Origin of the sequence: Myxococcus faecalis (genome assembly GCF_050039385.1) — a bacterium.
GTDB lineage: Bacteria > Myxococcota > Myxococcia > Myxococcales > Myxococcaceae > Myxococcus > Myxococcus fulvus.
Genome location: NZ_CP144336.1, coordinates 10715741 through 10738034 on the forward strand (window position 1 = coordinate 10715741; position 22294 = coordinate 10738034).

Annotated in this window: 20 protein-coding genes and 1 riboswitch; of the genes, 10 read left to right on the forward strand and 10 right to left on the reverse strand. The window is 71.6% G+C overall.

Annotated elements, in window-relative coordinates; all coding sequences use genetic code 11:
• Positions 1–153: 153 nt before the first annotated feature.
• Entirely contained in the window at positions 154–1134 is a 981-nt protein-coding gene (locus VZQ01_RS42345; protein ID WP_426746495.1) for an aldo/keto reductase, read from the forward strand.
• Between the two features lie 16 nt (positions 1135–1150).
• On the opposite strand, the gene VZQ01_RS42350 is transcribed toward VZQ01_RS42345, so the two are convergent.
• From VZQ01_RS42350 to VZQ01_RS42365, 4 genes are all read right to left on the reverse strand, one after another.
• Positions 1151–1957, reverse strand: a complete 807-nt coding sequence (locus tag VZQ01_RS42350) for a hypothetical protein (protein ID WP_426746496.1) — start codon at positions 1955–1957, stop codon at positions 1151–1153.
• A 154-nt stretch (positions 1958–2111) separates the two neighbouring features.
• Complete coding sequence (locus tag VZQ01_RS42355; protein ID WP_223749895.1) at positions 2112–3215, reverse strand: DUF4130 domain-containing protein; 1104 nt, start codon at positions 3213–3215, stop codon at positions 2112–2114.
• A gap of 88 nt (positions 3216–3303) precedes the next feature.
• On the reverse strand, positions 3304–4272 hold the full coding sequence (locus tag VZQ01_RS42360) for an FHA domain-containing protein (protein WP_223784453.1): 969 nt from the start codon (positions 4270–4272) through the stop codon (positions 3304–3306).
• Positions 4260–5600 carry a S1C family serine protease gene (locus VZQ01_RS42365; protein WP_223784452.1) on the reverse strand — a complete coding sequence of 447 codons (1341 nt, stop codon included), beginning with the start codon at positions 5598–5600 and terminating at the stop codon, positions 4260–4262. Before VZQ01_RS42365 ends, VZQ01_RS42360 begins: the two co-directional genes overlap by 13 nt.
• A gap of 118 nt (positions 5601–5718) precedes the next feature.
• Positions 5719–5956, forward strand: a riboswitch (cobalamin riboswitch).
• 126 nt (positions 5957–6082) lie between these two features.
• On the opposite strand from VZQ01_RS42365, the gene VZQ01_RS42370 reads away from it, so the two are divergent.
• A complete protein-coding gene (locus tag VZQ01_RS42370) occupies positions 6083–6502 on the forward strand; it encodes an acyl-CoA thioesterase (RefSeq protein WP_223749898.1) in 420 nt (139 codons plus the stop codon).
• A 165-nt stretch (positions 6503–6667) separates the two neighbouring features.
• Here the strand turns inward: VZQ01_RS42370 and VZQ01_RS42375 are convergent, their stop codons facing one another.
• On the reverse strand, positions 6668–7351 hold the full coding sequence (locus VZQ01_RS42375; protein ID WP_255653529.1) for a hypothetical protein: 684 nt from the start codon (positions 7349–7351) through the stop codon (positions 6668–6670).
• A 173-nt stretch (positions 7352–7524) separates the two neighbouring features.
• Here VZQ01_RS42375 and VZQ01_RS42380 point away from each other — a divergent pair, with 173 nt between their 5' ends.
• The 7 genes from VZQ01_RS42380 (at position 7525) to VZQ01_RS42410 (ending at position 16487) form a co-directional block, all read left to right on the forward strand.
• The gene (locus tag VZQ01_RS42380) at positions 7525–8007 is read left to right on the forward strand and encodes a hypothetical protein (protein WP_141330997.1); all 483 of its coding nucleotides are present in this window, start codon (positions 7525–7527) and stop codon (positions 8005–8007) included.
• A gap of 141 nt (positions 8008–8148) precedes the next feature.
• Positions 8149–9246, forward strand: a complete 1098-nt coding sequence (locus tag VZQ01_RS42385; RefSeq protein ID WP_223749899.1) for a 6-phosphofructokinase — start codon at positions 8149–8151, stop codon at positions 9244–9246.
• A gap of 32 nt (positions 9247–9278) precedes the next feature.
• Entirely contained in the window at positions 9279–11312 is a 2034-nt protein-coding gene (locus tag VZQ01_RS42390) for a serine/threonine-protein kinase (protein ID WP_223784451.1), read from the forward strand.
• Positions 11309–12322 (forward strand): tetratricopeptide repeat protein, encoded by a 1014-nt coding sequence (locus tag VZQ01_RS42395; RefSeq protein WP_408890516.1) that lies wholly within the window; start codon positions 11309–11311, stop codon positions 12320–12322. Before VZQ01_RS42390 ends, VZQ01_RS42395 begins: the two co-directional genes overlap by 4 nt.
• A gap of 30 nt (positions 12323–12352) precedes the next feature.
• Positions 12353–14248 (forward strand): sigma 54-interacting transcriptional regulator, encoded by a 1896-nt coding sequence (locus VZQ01_RS42400; protein ID WP_223749902.1) that lies wholly within the window; start codon positions 12353–12355, stop codon positions 14246–14248.
• A gap of 80 nt (positions 14249–14328) precedes the next feature.
• Positions 14329–14862, forward strand: coding sequence for a hypothetical protein (locus VZQ01_RS42405; protein ID WP_248545680.1), 534 nt, complete (start codon positions 14329–14331; stop codon positions 14860–14862).
• Positions 14859–16487 carry a carboxypeptidase-like regulatory domain-containing protein gene (locus VZQ01_RS42410; protein WP_223749903.1) on the forward strand — a complete coding sequence of 543 codons (1629 nt, stop codon included), beginning with the start codon at positions 14859–14861 and terminating at the stop codon, positions 16485–16487. The genes VZQ01_RS42405 and VZQ01_RS42410 overlap by 4 nt, the downstream gene beginning before the upstream one ends.
• Positions 16488–16494: 7 nt before the next feature.
• Here the strand turns inward: VZQ01_RS42410 and VZQ01_RS42415 are convergent, their stop codons facing one another.
• From VZQ01_RS42415 to mutL, 5 genes are all read right to left on the reverse strand, one after another.
• A complete protein-coding gene (locus tag VZQ01_RS42415) occupies positions 16495–17010 on the reverse strand; it encodes a hypothetical protein (RefSeq protein ID WP_408890517.1) in 516 nt (171 codons plus the stop codon).
• Between the two features lie 88 nt (positions 17011–17098).
• Entirely contained in the window at positions 17099–18067 is a 969-nt protein-coding gene (locus VZQ01_RS42420) for a tetratricopeptide repeat protein (protein ID WP_408890519.1), read from the reverse strand.
• 154 nt (positions 18068–18221) lie between these two features.
• Entirely contained in the window at positions 18222–18950 is a 729-nt protein-coding gene (locus VZQ01_RS42425) for an outer membrane protein (protein ID WP_426746498.1), read from the reverse strand.
• Between the two features lie 18 nt (positions 18951–18968).
• Entirely contained in the window at positions 18969–19127 is a 159-nt protein-coding gene (locus VZQ01_RS42430) for a hypothetical protein (RefSeq protein ID WP_170300476.1), read from the reverse strand.
• 128 nt (positions 19128–19255) lie between these two features.
• Positions 19256–21121: a DNA mismatch repair endonuclease MutL gene (gene mutL, locus VZQ01_RS42435; RefSeq protein WP_223784447.1), complete on the reverse strand. Its 1866-nt coding sequence runs from the start codon at positions 21119–21121 to the stop codon at positions 19256–19258.
• A gap of 101 nt (positions 21122–21222) precedes the next feature.
• On the opposite strand from mutL, the gene VZQ01_RS42440 reads away from it, so the two are divergent.
• Positions 21223–22188 (forward strand): SDR family oxidoreductase, encoded by a 966-nt coding sequence (locus VZQ01_RS42440; RefSeq protein ID WP_223749908.1) that lies wholly within the window; start codon positions 21223–21225, stop codon positions 22186–22188.
• Positions 22189–22294: the final 106 nt, after the last annotated feature.

Below are 22294 nucleotides of genomic sequence, written 5' to 3' on the forward strand. Positions count from 1 at the left end.
GTCTTGGCTGCACCGACTGGCGTCCCCTGGATGCGCCTATCTTTTAATGGATTCGGGGCATCCAGAAAAGGCGTGTCATCACGAATGACCCAGCACAGCGGCGCTCGCAGGCTGCATATTCACGGCCCGCGTCACCGACGAGAGGAGCACTTCATGAAGTTCACACAGCTGGGCCGCACCGGCCTGCGTGTCTCCCGCCTCTGCCTGGGCTGCATGAGCTACGGCACGCCTTCCTGGCGACCCTGGGTCCTGAACGAGGAAGCCTCCCAGCCCTTCTTCCGCCGCGCGGTGGAGCTGGGCATCAACTTCTTCGACACCGCGGACATGTACTCGCTGGGAGTCAGTGAGGAAGTGACGGGTCGTGCGCTGCGACGGTATGCGCGCATGGAGGAGGTGGTGCTCGCCACCAAGGTGTACTTCCCCATGGGGGACGGGCCCAACATGCGGGGCCTGTCTCGCAAGCACATCGTCCAGGCGTGCGAGGCGAGCCTCAAGCGCCTGGGGGTGGAGACCATCGACCTGTATCAAATCCACCGGATGGACCCGCACACGCCGCTGGAGGAGACGCTGGCGGCGTTGGATCAGCTCGTGAAGCAGGGCAAGGTGCGCTACCTGGGCGCGTCGTCCACGTTCGCGTGGCAGTTCGCCCGCGCGCTGGGCGTGGCGGACCTGCACGGCTGGTCGCGCTTCGTGTCCATGCAGGACCACTACAACCTGGTCTACCGCGAGGAGGAGCGGGAGATGCTGCCCCTGTGCGAGGCGGAGGGCATCGGCGTCATCCCGTGGTCTCCCCTGGCGCGCGGGCTGCTCGCGGGCTCCCGCAAGTCGCTCACGGACCGCAGCTCCACGACGCGCGCGAAGACGGATGCGTACGCGCCCGTGCTGTATGACCAGCCGGGTGACTGGGAGGTGGCGGAGGCCAACCGGAAGGTGGCCGAGGCGCGCAACGTGCCGCCCGCGCAGGTGGCCCTGGCGTGGCTCTTGTCACGGCCGGTGGTGACGGCGCCCATCATCGGCGCCACGAAGCCGGAGCACCTGGAGGACGCCGTGCGCGCCGTGGACCTCAAGCTCACGGCGGAGGAGCTTCAGCAGCTCGAGGCGCCCTACCAGCCCCACGCGCTGCGCGGCATGTGAGCCGCGCGCGGGCACCTCAGAGGTCCATCTGAGGTGCGGACCTGGGCGCCTCCATCGGGGTCATGGGGCCGTCCAGGAACGCGGCGCGCGGTCCGGCGCCGCCATAGGCCATCGCCTCGATGCGGTTGACGCCGGGAGAGGCCGGGTCCCTCGGGTAGCACTCCGCCTCCGTCTCCTGGAGCTTCAGCTCCGGGCGGTGCTCGCCCATCCGCTCGATGCGCGGGGGCACGTAGCCGACGGCGTCCTCGAAGGCGTAGCGCGTGAGCAGGCGCAGGGTGGCCACCGGCCCGCAGCGCACCTCTGGACGGCGCACCATGTTGCCGCCGATGGTGAGCTCTCCCGGGTGCGCGCCACCCGCGTTGGACACGCGGACGGCCTGGGGAACCATGGTGACGGCCCACGTCTCCTGGCAGCTCACCACCACGTCCGGCACGGGACGGCTGACGAGCTTCAGCGGCGCGTACTCGCCCGCGGCCATCGCGGTGCGGATCAGCGGCTTCCACGGGGGGATGGTGCCCTCCGGCATCAGGTTCGTCCGGCACTCCATGGACGTGCCCGCGTCGTCCGCGACGAACACCACCTGCACGTTGCTGAGGTAGCGCGCGCCGGACGCCTCGGCCCGCTCCAGGAAGCGCAGCACCAGCGCGCTGCCATCCTGCGCGAGGCCGAAGGGCATGGAGATGGCCCAGGGCGAGTCACCGGACTCGAGCGCCAGCTCCGGTGGGACGACGGTGACGGGGGGGCCGCGGCGCGGCACCACCGACGAGGTCCGCGCGCACGCGGCGCACAACAGCAACAACAGGGTCAGGGCTGAACGACGCATGGCGTCCCCTCCGAGAAGCGCACCTGGGCCAGGTCGAGGCTAGCACCGCGCTCACGCGCCCGGCTGCAGTGCCCTCCGGAAGGCAATCATCCAGGAGCCCTGTCGATATGGAGGGCGGCTTCGCGCGTTGTCGAGGCCGCCCGCGTGCGCCCGCTCAGGAGCCCAGGGCCTCCGGGCTCTTCAGCCACTGCGCCGCGGCGCGCACGTCCGCCTCGAAGTGGATGCGGGCCTCCGCGCGCTCGCGAGGGTCCTGCCGACGCAGCACGTCCCACGGCGCGAAGGTGGCCAGCGCGCCGGGAGCCCATTCGGAGGGCACCAGCCGCCCCCGCCCCACGTCCAGCCGGAAGCCCGGTCCCAGCAGCACCTGCCCCGCGGCGCCGCCCAACGCGAGCAGCAGCCGGGGACGCACCCGCGCCGCCTCCGAGGCCAGCTCCTCCCGCAGGGCCCGGGTCTCCGGCCAGCTGAGCGCGCCCGAGCGACGCCCCGGCCAGCGGGCCCGGGACACCCGCAGGTCCGAGCTCCGCAGCCCCGCGCGCGAGAGGACCAGCTCCAGCAGCCGGCCCGAGGGCCCCACGAAGCACGCCGCGTCTCCCTCCTCCCGGGTGCCGGGCACGTCCCCCAGCAGCAACACCCGCGGCCGCGCGTGGACCGGGTCCGGCGACGCGGCGCGGGCCGGAAAGGGCCCAGGCTCCGGGAACACGAGCCCCGCGCCGAAGGACAGCCTCGCCCGATCCCAATGCGCGCTGGCGTCCGGCGTGAAGAGGCTCCAGTGGAGCGAGGGGAAGCGCCCCACGAGGAAGGGCGCGGCCAGCCGGACGACGAGGTGCTCCGGCCGGTACCACGCGACATGGCGCGCCTCTCCATCCGAGGCGGCGCGATGGAACCGGACGCGAATCACCAGCTCCCGCAGGTCCCGCCGCACCGCGCGCTCCATGCGCCGCAGCCGCTGGACGTCCCGGTCCGCGTCCTTCTCCAGGAGGCGCCGCTCACCGTGCGTCAGCCGCCACAGCACGCGGTACAGCAGCGCGAAGCGCTCCGGATCCCGGTGACACACCACCTTCTCCGCCAGGGACAGGAAGTCCGCGGGCAGCGCCGGGACGGCCCGGGCGCCACCACCGGACAGGAGCGGGTCCACCCACTGCGTCCACGCCCCCTGCCCCTGTTCGAACTCCACCCGGTCCGGAGGCATGCCGCGCACCAACAACCCACGCGCCACCTCCCGGAACGACGACAGCTCCGGCGCCACGCTCACTCGCACCTGGACCTCCTGGTCGCTCGACCACCCGAGCGACGCAGGCTACCTTCCAGGTCTGACACCGCCAGCCCACCCAGGGCGTCGTCGCGCGCTACTCCTCCTTGGCGAGCGCGTCCACCTGCTCCTGGAGCCCGTCCAGGTCCTCGAAGAAGGACTCCACGGGCTGGGCGCGGGCCACCCGGAAGACGGGCGGCAGCAGCGTGCGGGAGAAGTCGAGCGACGTGCTGAAGGGCTCGTTGCCCAGCAAATCGTTCGCCCGCGACACGGCGCCGAAGGCCAGCGTCACCACGACGAGCACCCGCACCAGCCGCGCCGGCTCCCACCGCGCCACGTAGCGCAGGTGCCAGAAGAGCCCCCAGCCCATGAGGAGCAGGAACGTCGCGTGGTACACCCAGGAGAGGCTCGCGCCCAGGCCCAGGCTGAAGCCCAGCGCGGCCACCAGCAGCGGCAGCGCGACGGCGCCCAGCAGCACCAGCGCGCCGATGGTCGCGTGCGCGCGGTAGTGGAAGTGGCGACGGGAGATGCGGCTGGCCACCGCCCAGCCTCCGGCCCACAGGAGCGTGAGCGTCAGGGGCATCACCAGGGCCACCGTGAGCTCGCCCCAGTCCGTGCGCGCGTAGTTGCCCAGGTAGGACGCCAGCGCGCTGAACAGCAGCAGGGACAGCATCGCCACGGGGAAGGCGCGCGGGTGCTCGAACACGCGCTCGCGGGGCTCGCCGGACACGGTGCTCACCACCGTGGGCGGCACCGCGTGGTTGCGGGCCCGGAAGCGCAGCACCGTGTCCCCCACCGCCACGCGGGTGTCGGGCGCCAGCTCCAGCTCCGCCAGCTGCGTCCAGGGCTGCACGCGCCAGGTGCCGTTGTCGCTGCCGACGTCGCGCAGCACGAGCGCGCCGTCCTCGCGGCGGTCGATGCGCAGGTGCTCGGCGGAGACCTTCGGGTCATCCAGGATGACGTCGTTCGAGTACGCGCGGCCCACCGTGGCCGGGAAGCGCTCCAGCCGGTGACGCGTGTGGACGGAGTCACCCTCCAACACCTCCAGGAAGATCACTTCGTCCACGACAGCCCCTCCAGGTAGCGGCGCGCCAGCTTGCGCGCGTTGTCCGCCGTGAAGCCGCCCAGCGTGAGGCTGGTGTCCACCCCGCTGGTGCTGGCGTTGAGCGCGGCGGCGCGCAGCACCAGGTCATAGAGCCCCGGGAAGCGCTTGTACGCGCGCAGGCACATGGCCGCGCGCACGGGCAGCCCGCCCACGTCCACGAACTCGGAGGTGCACCGGAAGTTGGTGACGTCCTCGCGCGAGGCCTCCACCGTGTCCGGGTCCTGCGAGAACAGCGCGGTGTAGAGCGCGGAGAAGCGCAGCGCGCCCAGCTCCTGGCTGGAGGCCTGCTGATGCAGGAAGGCCACCACGCCGGTGCGGTGCCGCGAGGACAGGTAGATGTCCTCCTCGGACGAGCACTGGTAGTTCGTCACGGTGTACGGCACCTCCGGGTCATGCGGCGTGTCGCCCCAGCACTTGAGGAAGGGAATCCACCGCCCCGGGACGTGGTAGCTGCCCAGGGCCTGCTTCGGCAGCGAGGCCGCGAGCATCTGCTCGGTGAGCCGCTGCTGGTTCTCGATGAGCTGCGCGCGCACCGTCTCCAGCAGCGCGGGCGTCGCGTCCGGCGCCATCTTCAGCGCCCGGCCGAGCAGCGTCCTCGCGCGGTGCACCGGCACCAGGAAGCCCAGCTGGTTGCCCATGGTGGCCACGTTGACGCCCACCACGGTGCCCTGCCCCGTCAGCGTCGGGCCGCCGCTCATGCCCGGGTTGATGGCGCCGCTGAAGTGCAGGCGCTCGTAGAGCGAGTCCTGGATGAAGCCGTTGTACGTGCCCTCGACGATGGTGGTGCCCAGGTCATGGGGGTTGCCCATGGCGAACAGGCGCGCGCCCTGGGGCGGCTCGCGGTCCTCCAGGACGAAGTAGTCCTTCACCGATTCATCCATGCGGATGACGGCCAGGTCGTGCACCACGTCCACGTCCACCAGGCGCGCGGGCACGGGCTCCCCGCCGGTGCGCAGCACGAGCTGCGCGGTGTAGTCCTCCGGGTGGAGCACCACGTCGGAGACCACGTGGTAGTTGGTGATGGCGTACCCGTCGCCCGAGACGAAGAAGGCGGAGCCGATGGAGGAGCGCGTGCCCGAGCGGCGCTCGATGATGCGCACCTGGGCGACGCGGTTCTGGATGCGCTGGAAGAGTTCGTGGGTGGCCGGGGGCAACACGGCCGGAGGCGGCTCGGGCGCGGGAGCGGGCACGACGTCGGGTTGGCTTCGGACGGCGGAGGGCGCGCCCGGTTCGGATGGGGCGACGGCCGGCGCCTGCCCCAGCACGGCGACGAGGAGGAAGACGAACATGGATGCGGCGCACGCTATCCCAGCGCCGCGCGCGCGGGGGTACCGAGTGGCGGGGCATGAGGCCTCCGGTGCGCTCGTCGACCCACCTGCCCTGTTGGCGACGCGCCGGGCAGCGGGTAGGGTCCGCCCCGCCCGAGGTGCCTCGTGGGGGTCCACGAGGTTTAGCAAGGGAATCCGGTGTGAATCCGGAGCTGCCCCGCAGCGGTCAGTGGGAACGAACGCCGTCGAACGCACTGGTCCTCGGCAGACGAGGGCTGGGAAGGGGCGGCGCCTAGGACGCCAGCACGCGCCGCGATGAGGGGCGGGTGGTGGGAGGCCCACGGAGCCCGAAAACCTGCCTCGAGCCCATCTGGGACGCGGACAGCGCCCCGGGTGGCGCTTCGCCCCCGGCCTTCGCGGGAAGGTCAGGCCATCCCTCGCGGCCCACCGCCGCCCTCGGAGGTCTTCATGTCCGGGGAGGCCCGTGGGCCAGGAGTCCGTCCATGAGTCACATGCAGCCGTCCCTCCCCTCCTCCGCCACCGAGACGCGGATGGTGGACATGGTGTTCCCGGATCAGACCAACCACTACGGCACCCTCTTCGGAGGTCAGGCCCTGAGGTGGATGGACATGTCCGCGTTCATCACCGCCAGCCGCTACACGCGCCGCACCGTGGTCACCGCGTCCAGCGAGCGCGTGGACTTCCACATGCCCGTGCAGCAGGGGCAGCTCGTGGAGCTGGTCAGCCGCGTGACGGCGACGGGCCGCACCTCCGTCACCGTGGACGTGGAGATGTTCGCCGAGGACCTGCTCACGGGCGCGCGGGAGCTGTGCACGCGCGGGCGCTTCGTGCTCGTGGCGCTGGATGAGCACCGCAAGCCCACCGCCGTGCCCCCGCTCTTGCCCGAGCCGGGTGCGCAGTGACGTGAAGCCCTGAAACGCAATCCGCGCCGGGGCCGGCTCCTCGGGCTCCGGCGCGCACTCCAGCAGATGGCATCACGCGGGGACCCGCCCGCCTCCGAGGCGGCCCGCTCGCGGCGCCGCCCAGGGCGCCACCGGGGATTCATTCGTGCGCGAGCCGCGCGGTCGTCACGACTCGGAGGCCATCCGCCCCGCGCGCCCCCGGCGCCACGCCGCGTATGACGCCACCAGCGCACCGGCCAGCGCCCCCGCGAGCGCGCCCAACAAGCGCCGGGGAACCACGCCAGGCGTCGTCGTCGGCTCCAGGCGGAACGTCTCCAGCGAGGCTCGGACGCTCGGCGCCAGCACCTCCCAGCGCACCGCGGGCGCGCTGACGACGACCACCGCGTGCCGCCCCTCGGACGCGAGCCCCGCCACCAGCACCGTGCGCGTCTGCCCCGCGTCCCGCAGCGTCCCCAGCACCTCCACGCGCGGCGCATCGCCTCCAATCCGGTCCACGCGCTCCGGCGACAGCACCACCCCCAGCTCCCGCTGGAAGTGCTGCATCACCGCCGACGCGAAGTCGTCACGCTCGGACGGGCTCGCGGAGAAGCCGCGCTCCACCACCGACACCAACATCGTCGCCGCCTCCGGGCCCTCGCCATCCGCGAGCGCCGCGGACAAGGACCTCGGCGTCTCCGCGTCCAACGTCACCGCCCCCGCCACCGAGCCCGTGTACGGCTCCCACCGCACCATGTGGAAGCCCTCGGGCGGACGCAGCACGTAGCCGTCGCGCCGCAGCTCGGTCCCGAGCGCGCCCGACAGCAACAACCACCCGCCTGCCACCCACGAGAGGCTCACACCGCGCAGCATAGGCCCCCCGAGCCCCGGACGCGGCCACTCACGCGCCAGGCCGCATGAACCCATGGATACCCAGAAGACACGGCTTCACGGGCATGAGGCCCACCGGCCCGGCTCACCGTGAAGTCAGGCCCGCGCGCCTTCGTTGTGACATCCCCGTCGGGCACGGGTAACCTCGCGCCGAGATGAATCCTGCAGCCCGGGTGGAGATGGAGGCTCGCGCCGACCGAGCGCTGCGCCGTGGAGAGCTGGTCGAGGCGCTCGACCTCTATGAGGCGCTCCTCCTGGCCTTCCCGGACGACGGCGCGCTCGCCGACAAGCTCGCCAACCTCCGCGAGTCCCTCCAGCCCCTGGAGCTCCAGAAGCTGGAGGCCTCCCGACCGCCCGAGGAGCCTGAGCTCCCGCTCGGCCCCTCCTCACCCGCCCAGGAGGGTGAGCGCCTGTTCGCCCTCGGGGACTACGTGGGAGCGGCCGCCGCCTACCGCCGCGCCGTCCAGGAGCGCCCCGACAACGAGCTCTTCAAGGAGCGGTTGATCGAGGTCTACCGGATGGCGAAGGAGATGCCCCTACAATCTCCGACAGACAAGGCGCTGCCCAAGGCGCCCCAGCCCCGTCTGCAGGCCCTGCTGGACCGCGTCGCCTCTCGTCGCCGCCTCAAGCGGGACTGATGGAAGCTCGCGTTTCCACTCGGAAATCCGATCCGTGAGGTGATTCGCGCGTTGCACCCCAGCGCGGGGGCCTCCTATCATCAGGTCCGACGTCGCTGTCATGGTGGGCACTCCTGCCTCTGACACCCGCGTCCGACCCCTATGGCCCGTTCACTGAGACTCGGAGTCCTCACCGGTGGCGGAGACTGCCCCGGGCTCAACGCGCTCATCCGCGGCCTCGTCAAGCGGGGCACGCACGAGTTCGGCCACGAGTTCGTCGGCATCGAGAACGGCTACATGGGCCTGGTGGAGCCCGACCTCACGCGTCCCCTCACCGAGGAGGACACGCGCGGCATCCTCCCCAAGGGCGGCACCATCCTGGGCACGTCCAACCGCGCCAACCCGTTCATCTACGCCTTCAGGGAGGGGGAACGTTGGGTGGAGCGCGATGTGTCCGACGCCGTGCTGCGGCGCTGCGAGGCGCTGAAGCTCGACGGCGTCATCGCGGTGGGCGGCGACGGCACGCTGTCCATCGGCCACCGGCTCAGTGAGAAGGGCCTCAAGGTGGTGGGCTGTCCGAAGACCATCGACAACGACTTGAGCGGGACGGACCAGACGTTCGGCTTCGACACCGCGCGGCTCATCGTGACGGAGGCGTTGGATCGGCTGCACTCCACGGCGGAGGCGCACGACCGGGTGATGCTGGTGGAGATCATGGGCCGGCACGCGGGCTTCCTCACGCTCGAGAGCGGGCTTGCTGGCGGAGCGGACGTCATCCTCATCCCGGAGATTCCCTACCGGGTGGAGTCCATCGTGGAGAAGCTGCGCCGCAGGGCCACGCGCCGCCGCAGCTTCTCCATCATCGCCATCTCCGAGGGCGCCTTCCCCGTGGGCGGCACGCTGGCCGTGCTGGACAAGGCCGAGGACGTGCCCGGACGCGGCGTGGTGCGGCTGGGCGGCTCCGGCAAGGTGTGCGCGGACCTCTTGGCGCAGCACGTGGAAGCGGAGATCCGCGTCAACGTGCTGGGCCACCTGCAGCGTGGCGGGAGCCCGAGCGCGGCGGACCGCGTGCTCGCCACGCGCTATGGTTGCAAGGTGCTGGACCTGGTGCGCGATGGACAGTGGGACCACATGGTGGCCCTGCGCGCCGGAGAGATTGTCGCGGTACCGCTGAGCGAGTCGCGCAAGGAGCGCCGGGTGGACCCTTCCGGCGAGCTGGTGCGCTTCGCGAAGAGCATGGGCATCAGCTTCGGGGACTGAGGGAGGGGGAAGGCACTTTCGCCGCACACGTCATGACGCTCGTCGGCCGCCATATCGGTCGCTATCGCATCCTCGAGCAGCTCGGCTCGGGGGGCATGAGCGTCGTGTACAAGGGGCTCGACACCGCCCTGGACCGTGAAGTGGCCGTGAAGGTGCTGCACCCCCACCTGGCGGGCAAGGACGAGTCGCGGCGGAGGCTCGCGCGCGAGGCCCGCGCGGTGGCCAAGCTGCACCACCCCAACATCCTCGAGGTGTTCGACTTCTCCGCCGCGGACGCGCAGGACGCGTTCATCGTCACCGAGTACATCCGCGGCCAGACGCTCAAGACGGTGCTCGACGAGGGGCCCATGGATCCGCCGGAGCTGGCGGCCATGGTCATCCACGAGCTGGCCGCGGCGCTCGCGCATGCGCACGAGGCGGGCGTCATCCATCGCGACCTGAAGCCCGAGAACGTCATGGTGCGCGAGGACGGCATCCTCAAGCTCATGGACTTCGGCATCGCGCGGCTGCTCGACATCGAGGAGCGGATGACGGTGACGGGCACGCTCGTGGGCTCGCCCGCGCACATGTCCCCCGAGATCATCGAGGGCCTGGAGGCCGGCCCCGAGGCGGACGTCTTCAGCGTGGGCATCATGTTCTACGCGGCCATGACGGGCCGGCTGCCCTTCTCCGCGCCCAACACCACGGCCACGCTCAAGCGCATCCTCGACGGCGACTACGAGGACCCGCGCCGCCGCGTCCCGTGTCTGTCGGATGAGCTGGCGGACATCTGCGCGCGCTGTCTCCAGAGGGACCCGAACCAGCGCTACCCTGACGCCGGCAAGCTGCGCGACGCGCTCGCGGACTACCTGGCGGGCCTGGGCTTCGCCCGCGTGGGCGAGGAGCTGGTGTCGTTCTTCGCCGACCCGCCGTCGTACCGGAAGCTCGCGCGCCAGCGCATCGTCGCGTCGCTGCTGGAGCGCGGTGAGCGGCTGCTCGCGGAGAAGCGCACGCCGCGCGCGCTCGGCTGCCTCAACCAGGTGCTGGCGCTGGACGCGCAGAACGCGCGGGCGCTGGGGCTGCTCAAAGGCATCCAGCGGGCGCAGCGCGCGCGGAAGTGGCGACGGCGCGGCATCCGGCTCGCGGTGGGGCTCGCGTCCCTCACGGCCGTGAGCCTCGGCGGCTACAAGCTGTACCACGCGCCCGCAGACGCCGCGTTCCATCCGCCCGAGGCGAGCACGCCCTCCACGCCCCCGTCCATGACGTCCGGAGGCCGCGAGCCGAGCGGCCCCGAGGCGACGGCGCCCTCCTCCACCGACCCGACCGGGGCTGGGCCCGCCGCGCCCACGGGCACCGGCGTGGCCCCCGGCGCGCTGCCGCGAGCCCCCGAGGGTCCAGGCACTCGCACGCCGTCGCCCCGGAGCGAGGGCTCGCGCGGCATGGCGTCGAAGAGCCCTCCCACCGAGGCGCCGGGCACCCGCGCCGACGCGCTGTCCCTGGTCCCCGGCGGGCCCTCCCCGCGCACGGGCGGTCCGCGCGCGGTGGGCGGCGCACCTCGCGCCGCGGACGATGCGCGCGCGGTGGGCGGCCCTGGTGAGGAGCGCGTCGCCGGACGGCAGCCCGGGGCGAAGAAGGTCTTCGCCACCATCCTCGTGCGGCCCTTCGGGGTCATCCGCGTGGGCGACGGCGCGCCGAGCGCCCAGGCCCTGTCGAAGCACGACGTGGAGCTGTCCCCGGGGCGCCACACCGTCACCATCTCCTGCGACTACTGCCTGGACGTGAAGGAGGACATCGAGGTCCAGTCCGACGGCGAGAACCGCTTCCACCTGGGGGCCCAGCCCAAGCCGTCACCGCTCTCGCTCGAGTACACGCCCGCCGAGGCCACCGTGCGCGTGGGCGACCAGGTGCGCACCGCGCGCGACAGCGTCCAGCACCCGTTCGAGATTCGCGCGCCGCGCGGCCCCGCGGGCTTCCTCCACACCGTCGCGGTGGAGATCTCCCACCCCGGCTACAAGACGGAGCGCCGCGTGGTGCAGCTGCGCCCGGGAGAGCCGACGCTCGTGGCCGGGAGCCTGTCCCCCGAATGAACCGTGGGCTCGCGCTCATCTCGCTCTGGCTCGTGCTGTGGACGCCAGCCGCCTCGCTCGCGCAGGAGGACACCGGGGACCCGGAGGTGACGGCCCTGCGCGCCAGCTTCGAGTACGGCAAGTACGCCGAGGTCCTGGACCGCGCCGGCGCGCGCATCGACCGGGGCGGGCTGGGCGAGGACGAGCTGGTGGAGCTGCACAAGCTGGCGGGCCTGGCCGCGTTCAACCTGGGCCGCACCGAGGAGGCCTCGCGCCACCTGCGCGCCCTGCTCCGGTTGGACCCCGACTTCAGCCTGGACCCGTTCGTCGTCCCGCCCCCCGCGGTGGCCTTCCTGGAGGGCATCAAGGACGACATGACCAACGAGCTGGAGTTCCTGCGTCAGGAGCGCCGGCTGCGCCAGGAGCGCGAGAAGGCGGAGACCGAGCGCCGCGAGCGCGAGCGCGTGGAGGCGGAGGTGCTGCGCCGCCGCGCCGAGGAGCTGGCCAGCCAGGTCAACGTGCGCACCGTGGAGAAGCGCAACTTCCTGGTCAACTTCGTCCCCTTCGGCGCGGGCCAGTTCCAGCAGGGCCGCAACAGCCTGGGCATCGTCTTCGCCGCCACCGAGGGTGTGCTCGCGGTGACAAGCGTCATCTCCTACTTCGCCTACGAGTCGCTCTTCGAGGAGCGCACACTCGAGCTGGACAACGTGCTCGATGACGACGGCAAGGCCTCCATCACCATCCGCTTCATCCCCACCAGCCGCGAGCGCCAGCGAGACACCTGGCAGCTGCTCAAGCTGGCCTCGGCCGCGGGCTTCTACACCATCTACGCCCTGGGCGTGGTGGACGCGCTGTACCACCATGAGGACCAGGTGGTGCGCACCACCGTGGAGACGCGCGAGCCTCCGGCGCGAACCACGCCGCGCTCCGAGGTCCTGACTCCCCGCGCCACCCCGCCGCGCACCACCGCGCGCGTGGGCGTGTACCCCACCTCCGGCGGCGGCGGCGTCGCCCTGTCCCTCACCTTCTGAGCCCCTCAACCTCCAGGTATGTGAAGCCCTATGGCCAGCCTCACCGTCCGCAGTCCTGATGGCAAGGTCCGCGAGATCGCCCTGCACAAGCGCATCACCAGCATCGGCCGCAGCGCGGACAACGACATCGCGCTCGACGACCCCGGTGTCCCCGACAGCGCCCTGCACGTCACCTTCGACGGCACGCGCTACGAGGTGGGCACCCTGGGCGCCACCGTGCAGGTCAACGGCAAGAAGCGCGACACCCACGCGCTCGCCACCGGCGACGTGCTGCGCGTGGGCAACACGGAGCTGAAGTTCTCCCGCGAGGACGCCCCGCGCGCGCCCCCGCCCTCCACGCTCGCCCCGGCGCAGCGCGAGGCGCCGGCGACCAGGGACACGTCGGACTCGCACACCACGGAGCTGCCCGGGGTGCCCGGCCGCGAGCTGGCCATGCTGCGCCGGCTCACCGCCTTCAGCGAGCGGCTGCTGGCGCTCTACGACGTGGAGCGCATCCTCGAGAGCCTGATGGACGAGGCCATCGAGGTGACGCGCGCCGACAAGGGCTTCCTCATCCTGATGGAGAGCGGAGACCCGCGCGTGAAGGTGGCGCGCAACGTGGCGCGCGAGAACATCGAGGACGCGGTGGAGAAGCTGTCCGACTCCATCATCGCCAAGGTGGTCAAGGAGCAGCGGCCCCTCATCGTCGCGGACGCGGTGGACGCCCCCGAGTTCAAGGCCAGCGAGTCCGTGGTCAACCTGCGCGTGCACTCGGTCATGTGCGTTCCGCTGATGCACAAGGGCGACCTGTTCGGCGTCATCTACGTGGGCAACGACCGGCTGGTGAACCGGTTCGAGCCCAAGAGCGCGGACATGCTCACCATCTTCGCGGCGCAGGCGTCGCTCGTCCTGCAGAACGCGATGCTGGTCAACGACCTCAAGCTGGACAACACGGAGCTGCGCCGCAAGCTGGAGGACCAGCGCTACGGCGACATCGTGGGCGCCTGTCAGGGCATGCGCGACGTCTACAAGCGCATCGACAAGATCGCGCCCACGGACATCTCCGTGCTCATCACCGGCGAGACGGGCACGGGCAAGGAGCTCATCGCCCGGGAGATCCACCGCCGCTCGCCGCGCCTGAAGGGCCCGTTCATCACCATCAACTGCGGCGCCATCCCGGAGAACCTCCTGGAGAGCGAGCTGTTCGGCCACGTGAAGGGCGCCTTCACCGGCGCGGTGGCCACCAAGGCGGGCAAGTTCCAGGCGGCCATCGGCGGCACGCTCTTCCTGGACGAGATTGGCGAGATGCCGCTGCAGCTCCAGGTGAAGCTCTTGCGCGCGCTCCAGGAGAAGATCGTCTACAAGGTCGGCGACAACCGGGGCGAGCCGGTGGACATCCGCGTCGTCGCCGCGACCAATAAAGTCCTCGAGGACGAGGTGAAGCGGAACACCTTCCGCGAGGACCTCTACTACCGCCTCAACGTCGTCACGCTGAAGCTGCCCCCGCTGCGCGAGCGCGGCGAGGACGTGGTGGTGCTGGGCCGGTTCTTCCTCCAGAAGTACTCGCGTGAGTTCAGCTCCCGGGCCAAGGGCTTCACCCCGTCCGCCGCGGTGGCCATGAAGAAGTACGGCTGGCCGGGCAACATCCGGGAGCTGGAGAACCGCATCAAGAAGGCCGTCGTGCTGTCCGACAAGCCGCTGCTGGGCCCGGACGACCTGGACCTCAAGCCGGAGAACCTGGACCCCATCATGCCGCTGCTCCAGGCCAAGGAAGAGTTCCAGAAGCGTTACATCAACGAAGTGCTGGCGCGGAACAACGGCAACCGGACCAAGACGGCCAAGGACCTGGGCGTGGACCCTCGCACCATCTTCCGGCACCTGGAGAAGCTGGAGGCGGAGAAGACCGGCCGGCCGCTGCCCCCCGAGGAGGGCGAGGAGCTGCTCTGACGGCGGCGCCCGACACACCGCGGATGGATTCGACGACGGCGCGAGCCCCCAGGGACAGGCCGCCCGGCCAGGGACGGGCGATGTGTGCCCTGGCCTCGGCCCTGGGCCTGCTGCTCGTCGGCTGTCTGTTGCCCCAGGACGACACCCTGCTCGACGACGTGCCCCGGTTCATGAACCGCTCGCCGCGCATCATCGAGTCGCTGGTGCTGCCCGAGGAGCGCATCATCCGGGACTTCGGCGCCACGCGGTGCGAGCTGACGTTCGAGGTCGCCGTGGAGGACCCGGACGTCGATGACCGCATCAAGGTGCACTGGTTCATCGACTACAACCCGCAGGACCCGCGCGGGCCCTACCGGGAGATCGCCCTCACCAACAACGGCGAGGCGCGCCGGCCGGACCGGGGCACGCTGCGCATCAACCTGGCCTCCGCGAACTCGGAGCTGAGCGCGCCGGGCCAGCATCTGGTGGAGGCCCTGGTGAGCGACGCGGAGCTGACGGACCGGCAGCCCGAGTCGCGCGTGGTGAACCTGCCCGACGGAGGCACCATCATCGACCCGGGCTTCGTCATCAGCTACACCTGGGTGGTGAACACGGTGCAGGGAGACTGCCGATGACCCGCGCTCCCGCCCGGCTCCTGGCCGCGCTGGTGCTGCTGTCCGGCAACACCCGCTGCGCCCTGTTGGACGAGCCCCCGGCGGACTCGCTCCTCGTCTGCACCTCCGACGCGGACTGCTCGGCCAACGAGACCTGCTTCGTCGACGGCTGCGGAGACCCGGGCCAGGACATCGTGGTGGAGGTGACGCCCAACCCGGCGCTGGGCCTGTACGCCCAGGACTTCCCGGTGGGGCGCCTGCGCGCCGAGCAGAACCTGCAGCTCTTCGGCGAGGCGTCCGTGCGGGGCCTGGTGACGCGCGCCACGGTGACGCCGCCCACGCCGTCGAGCAGCGCCACCCGCCCCTATTCGGATCCGCTCTTCGTGCGCGCCGTCGGCACCAGCGCCCTCATCCCGGGCGTGGCCCGCTACCACCAGGCGTTGCTCGTGCCCGACAACGGGCAGTGGACGCTCCCCGTCGCCAGCGGCCAGTACGCGGTGACGCTGCTGGCCGAGGACCCGGACGTGCCGCCCGTGACGAACACCGGCACCGTGTCCCCGGGCGAGACGCTCGCGATGCAGTGGCTGCTGCCCGCCTCCAACGCCGTCGTGCGGGTGCAGGGCCAGGTGGCGCTCCATGATGGCGCCCCCGTCCCCGCGGGGCTCGCGGTGGAGGCCCTGGACGCCCAGCTGCGTCCGCTGTCCCAGCGCATCCCGGTGACGGCCTCCACCGGGGCCTTCTCGCTGGCGCTGGCCCCGGAGGCCGCCAGCGCCAGCACCGTGCTCCTCCGGGTGACGGCGCTGCACGACGACGCGCTCATCCCCCAGCAGACCTTCCCCGTGGACCTCACGGCTCCGGTGGAGCTGGAGCTGGGAGACTTCGGCGCGCCGGTGCGCGTGACGGGCCGCGTGGTGGCGCAGGATGGCCGCCCCGTCGCCTCCGCCACCGTGTCGCTCCAGGGGCGCGTGAGCGGAGGCGGCACCTTCGCGAGCCCCCTGGCCACCACGGACCTGGAGGGCCGCTTCGAGCTGCGCTCACTGCCCAGCCCCGCCGAGGCGCCCCTGGAGCTGGTGGTGGTGCCGCCGCCCGGCGCCGCCTCCGGGCTCACCATCACCAACGCGGTGGTGCCGCGCACGGACACGGTGCTGCCGGACGTGGTCTGCGCCGAGCGACGCCTGGTGCGCGGCCTGCTGCGGCTGCCGGATGACACGACGCCCGCGGCCGGCGTGCGCCTGGTGGTGGAGCCCGTGGACACCGTCTCGGGGCGACGGCTGCCGCCCGACCTGGCCACCGAGACGATCACGGACGGCAACGGCGAATACACGCTGCGGTTGGACCCGGCGCTGTACCGGCTGGACGCCGTGCCCGGGGAGAACCTGCCGCGCATCGCCCGCTTCGTCTCGGTGGTGCCCGGCAGCGACGGCGTCGAGCAGGCGGTGTCCACCTTCTCCCTCCAGCGCGGGCGCACGCTGCGCGGACGCGCGCTGTCCTTCGCTCGCGAGCCGGGCGTGCCCCCGGGCCTGGCCTTCGCGTCCATCCGCTTCTACCGGGTGGTGAACGTGGAGGGCCGTCCCACCTCGGTGCTGCTGGCCCAGTCCGTGACGGACACGCTGGGCCGCTACACGGCGCTGCTGCCCATCCGCTGAAGGCCGCTCAGGGCAGCGAGGACCTCGCCGCGGGGCTCGCGCTCGCCGCCTTGAAGGCCGCGTGGAACGAGTCCACCGTGCCGCCCACCTCGTCCGCGTACTGCACCGCGTGCGTGGTGTAGAGGTCCAGCACCGCCTCCAGCCGGCGGTACACGGTGCGCAGCGGGGCGCGCTCGCGCGTCTGCAGGTCACACTGGGACTCGCGCTCACGCAGCCGCGTCAGCCACTCGGTGCGAAAGCGCATCCATTCCTGGTCCACGTCGCGCGCGGGCGACACGCGCACCAGCTTCTCGCGGCCCAGCTCCAGCTCGTCCCACAGCGCGCGGGCGCCGGCCAGACACTCCGGGAAGCCGAGCGTCACGGAGGCGGGCGGCAGCTTCTCCGGCGTCATGGCCGCCACCGAGCGGCTCACGTTCACGATGATCCACACCGAGAACAGCGAGGTGAGCGCGATGTAGAGCCCATACGCGGCACCACGGTAGCGGCGGAAGCGAGGGTCTTTGCGGGGGTCGGGAGCGGACACGGGGTCCAGGTCTTACGACCGTGGACCCCGCGTGGCAACGCTTCCGTGGTCTCCCCACCCGGCTGAGCGGGCGGGGGTGCGGCCGGGACTACTGACCGGCGGGGCTCGCCACCTGCTGGGCGGGCGCCGCGGCGGGGGCCACCGGGGCGGGCCCCGCGACCTCCGTGTTGCCGCTCATGGCGCGCTTCACCATGGCGATGCGGCTGCGGAACTGCTGCTGGTACTGGCTGTTGAGGTAGCTGCCCGCGGCGTCACGCGCCGTCTCCAGCGCCTTCTCCATCTGCCCGACCTCCTGGTACGACTGGGCCAGCAGCAGCATGGCGTAATCGCGCGTCTTGGAGGTGCGGTCGCCCTCGACGAAGCGCGCCAGCAGCGGCACGGCCTTGTCGTGCTTGCGCAGCTGGTTGTAGGCGGTGCCCAGGAAGAAGGACGCGTCCAGCGCCTGCTCGTTCGGGGGGTTCATGGCCAGGAAGCGCTCCATCTCCGCGACGACCTGGTCCATCTCGTTCTTGCGGAAGGCGATCTTCCCGCGCTCGAAGGCGACGTCGCCCGTCTCACGACGCAGGGACGAGGCCCGGTCGTTGAGCGCCTGACGCTCCAGCGAGCTGAGCCGGGAGGTGTCCAGCTTCATCAGCGCGTCGATGCCCTTGAGCCGCTCGTCGCCGGGCAGCGAGGTCATCATCTTGTAGACCTCCGCGGCGCCCCGCTGGGCCGTCTGGTGCGCGGACGTGTCCGCGCGCTGCTTCTCCAGCTGGCCCGTCAGGTCCGCCACCATCTTCTCCAGCCGCTCGCGCTCGTTCGTGGCACTGGAGGAGCGGGCGCTGGTGATCATCACCGCCGCGCCCACCGCGATGACGGCGAACAGCACATACGCCGCCGCGGAAGAAATCCACTGACGCTTCTGGAAGTCCTCGTGACGCTTGCCTACCGCCTTGACCTCCGCGTGGAGGTTCTTCAGCAGGTTGTCACTCTTGATGACGAGGTTGCGGGCCTCGACGACTTCGCGGCGGAGGTCCGCCAGTTCCTTATCAATCTCGGTCTTCGCCTGCTCTGGCATGGACATCTTCCTGGGCCCGGTAACGATCTCGGCCGACTCACGCATCGTAAGGAGTTCTCCCGGTCATACGGCGACAATTTCCGCAGCGGAACACCGCAATCGTTCCACCGCATTTCCGGAAGCGTTCAACCTGCTCGGCGCATGCCTGCTCGGGCTACAGGCCGCCCGTCAACGAGCGGGATGGCTCGGGCGGAAAAGTGTACGTCACACCCAGGGACATCCAGCTGCCTCCGAGGCTGAACGAGGCGATGCGCTTGTCCTGGTCGTTCAGCGCCGGGCCCACGGGTCCGCGAAGGAACATGAACCGGTACTCGGCGGAAAGGCCCCAGCGGGGGGACAGCCGCCAGGTGGCCCCCAGCGAGCCCGCCCAGGCCTGGGTGGTCTTGTCCTCCAGCTTCTCTCCGGACAGCTTGGAGCTGGCGATGGCCGGCCCCGTGGCGAGCCCCGCGAAGGGCACCAGGCCATACGGGCCGATCTCCGGGAGCACCGTCTGGAAGCGCACGCCCACCAGCGCGCCGTAGCCCAGCGTCTCCAGGCTGCGCTCGACGGGCGCGGCGCCCTCCAGGCCGGGGCTGTTGAGGTACAGCTTGGAGCCGGTGAAGAAGAGGTCGATGCCCAGCTCCACCAGGTCGGAGATGGAGTAGGCGAAGGTCGCCACGCCGAGCGGACCACCGTCCGTCTCGCGCGCCCGTGGCAGGCCCCTGTTCGCCTCGACGTCGTACCAGGTCTTGTAGAGCGTCTCGTTGGAGGTGACGCGCCAGCCCCCCTCCACGGTGATGCGCCCCACTCCCGCCAGCGACGTGGGGATGGGCTCCTCCTCGTCCTGGGCGACGGCGGGAGTGGCGAAGAGCAGGACGAGGGGCGGCAGGAGGCGACGGAGCATCGGACTCGGAGGCGAAGGTCAGGTGCGCTTGGAGCAGCGCACGGCGATTTCCAGGAAGGTCGTCCGCTGACGACACAGCGACGCGACCACGCAGCGGACGACACACAAGGCCCCGAACTCGCGGAGCACCACGCCCAGGTTGGACACCACGTCTCGCAGGGTGATGACACCGCGCATGTGGCCGCTCCCGTGTGCGTTGCCGTGAGGGGTGCTCGTCCTGGACGTCCGTGCCGGGGAACGCCCGGTGCTACAGGCGTGTGGCCCACCGTAGCAGTGACCTCCCACGGGTCAACTTTCCGGCCAGGTCAACGGGCGCGGCGCTCCAGCTCCAGCAGCGGCATCTCCAGCACCACCACCGTGCCGTGGCTGCACGGGGGATGGAAGTCGGCCCGGTCCAGCTCGCCCAGCAGCGCGCGCAGCTGCGCGTCCGTGAGCGGCACGGTGTTCGCCTTGCGCGCGGCGTGACAGGCCAGCACCCGCACCGCCTCCGCCAGCGTGACGGCGTCCAGCGTGGCGCCCCGAGGCGGCAGCGCGCGCGCCAGGGCCTCCAGCAGCGAGCGCGCATCGGCGCCCTCGAGCCCCGGCGGCACCGTCTTGAGCGCCACGGTGGTGCCACCGAAGGGCTCCACGTCGACGCCCAGCCGGCAGAGCGCCTCGCGGCCCTCGACGAGCGACTTGGCCACCGCGACGGGGAACTCCAGCGTGGTGCCGAACAGCGACGGCGCCGGAGGGCCCTTCTCGTCCTCGAGCGCGCGCAGGTAGGTCGTCAGCCGGGCCCGCTCCAGCGCCGCGTGCGGGTCCAGGACCACCAGCGTGCCGCCCGGTCCCTCGCAGATGTGGAAGCGGCCGCCCAGCAGGCCCATGGGCCTGAGCGCGGCGAAGTAGCCCGGCGGAGGGGCCTCGTTGAGCTGGGGCTGGGCCTCGCCGAACGCGGGCGGGCGCATGCCGGTGTGGGCGAAGGGCAGCGGCGCGGGAATCCCGGCCATGGGGCCGGGGGCGCCGGACAGGGGCGCGGGGCCCGGACCGGGCGAGGCGGCGTCCAGCGTGGTGGGCAGCGGGCCGCCCCACGACGCCTCCTGCGCGCGGGTGAGGAAGCGCTCCACGGCGTGCGCGTAGTGCGCGGCGTCTCGCGGCGTGTTGCCCAGGGCGGCCTGGGCGTCGGCGCCGGTGCCCAGCCAGGGGGCCGCGCGCAGCATGCGGTTGAGCGCGGCGCTGATGGCCTCGTACACGCCGCGCGCATCGGAGAAGCGGACCTCCAGCTTCTGCGGGTGGACGTTGACGTCCACGGCGACGGGGTCCACGTCGATGTTCAGCACCACCACCGGCTGACGTCCGGCGGCGAGGAAGTCCTGGTACGCGCGCTGGATGGTGCCGATGAGGCCGCGGTCCCTCACGAAGCGGCGGTTGACGAAGGTGTAGAGGCCGCGCGCGTTGGGGAAGGTGAACTCGGGCGAGGCCGCGTACCCGGTGACGCTGACGCCCAGCCGGCGCTCCTCGACGGGGAACAGGTGCGGGTGACAGGCGGGCCCCAGGGCCGCCGCGATGCGCTCGCGCGGGTCCTCGGGACAGGCCGCGCTGGAGAACAGCTCGTTGCCCTCGTGGGTGGCGAAGAAGCCCACGTCCGGGTTGGCCAGGGCCAGCCGGACGACGGCCTCCTCGGCGTGCTTGAGCTCGGTGTCGCCCCGGCGCAGGAACTTGCGGCGCGCGGGCACGTTGAAGAACAGGTCCTCCACGGTGATGATCGTGCCGGTGCGCGGCGGGGCGTCCTCCACCACCACGTCCACCCCACCCTCCAGCGTCACCCGCGTGCCCACGTCCGCGCCGACCTCCGCGGTGTGCAGGCTGAAGCGGGACACGGAGGCGATGGCGGGCACCGCCTCACCGCGAAACCCCATGGAGTCGATGTGGAACAGGTCGTCCAGCTCGCGCAGCTTGCTGGTGGCGTGGCGGTCCAGACAGAGCGTGGCGTCCTGGCGGCCCATGCCGTGTCCATCGTCGGACACGATGATGCGGTCCACGCCCCCACCCGACAGGTCCACGCGCACGGTGCTCGCCCCGGCATCGAGCGAGTTCTCCACCAGCTCCTTCACGACGGACGCGGGCCGCTCCACCACCTCGCCGGCGGCGATCTTGTTGATGAGGACGTCACTGAGACGGGCGATGCGTGCCATGGCAATCGTCCACCCTCCGCCACCCGGACGACGTTGTCCAGCAAGACAGAGCCGTGCAGGCTGACATTCGAGAGCGGCTGGGCTAACAGGAGACCTCGCGTATGGACGAGTCACGACCAGGCAAGGGACGGCTGCGTGTCGCGGTGACGGGAGCCAGCGGCGAGTACGGGAAGCTGTTGCTGCCCCGGCTCGAGCGCGATCCGGAGGTGGAGAGCATCGTCGTGCTGGACGTGAACCGTCCCGAGGGCGCCAAGGTGGAGTTCCACCGGGTGGACCTCACGCGGCACGACGCCGAGAGCGAGCTCACCGACGCGCTGACCGAGCGCCCCGTGGATGCGCTCTACCACCTGGCGTTCCTGTTCGGCCCCATCCGCAACGGCTCGCTGGCGCACGAGCTGGAGGTCATCGGCACGATGAACGTGCTGACCGCGGCGGGCCGCGCGCGCATCCCCCGGCTGGTGGTGCCGTCGATGACGGCCGTCTATGGAGCGCGGGGGAACAACCCGGCGCTCCTGCGCGAGGACTCGCCGCTGCAGGGCTGTCCGCACAGCCGCTTCGTCACCGACAAGGTGGAGGTGGAGGGACAGGTCCGCGCGTTCCGTGAGCGGCACCCCGAGATGAAGGTGCTCGTGCTGCGCTTCGCGCCGGTGCTGGGGGCCGCGTTCGAGAGCCCCGTCACGCGGCTGCTGACGCGCACCTCCGTGGTTCCCACCCTGCTGGGGTTCGACCCGCTGTGGCAGGGGCTGCACGAGGAGGACGCGGGGCGGGCGCTGCACCTGGCGCTGCGGGCGGAGGCGTCCGGGGAGTTCAACATCGTTGGCCAAGGCGTACTCCCGCTGTCCGGCCTCATCCGACAGGCGGGTGCCCGGCCGCTCCCCCTGCCCGGCCCATTGTTCCGTGGCGCACTCCATGCGCTGGATGTGGTTGGAGCGGACACGTTGCCCGTAGCCCTTCTCGACTACATCCATTACTCGTGGGTGGCCGACGGCGAGCGCGCGGAGACTGCCCTCGGCTTCATCCCCTTCCACCACGTCAGGGACGCCGCGGCGGCGCTCAAGAGGAGCTAGAGATGGCCAAGGGTGTCCTCGGGAACGATCCTTTCCAGCGCGGAGCCGCCTCCCGCGAGGGTGAGCGCACGAAACCCGGCACCCCTCCGCGGGACCGCCCGCCCTC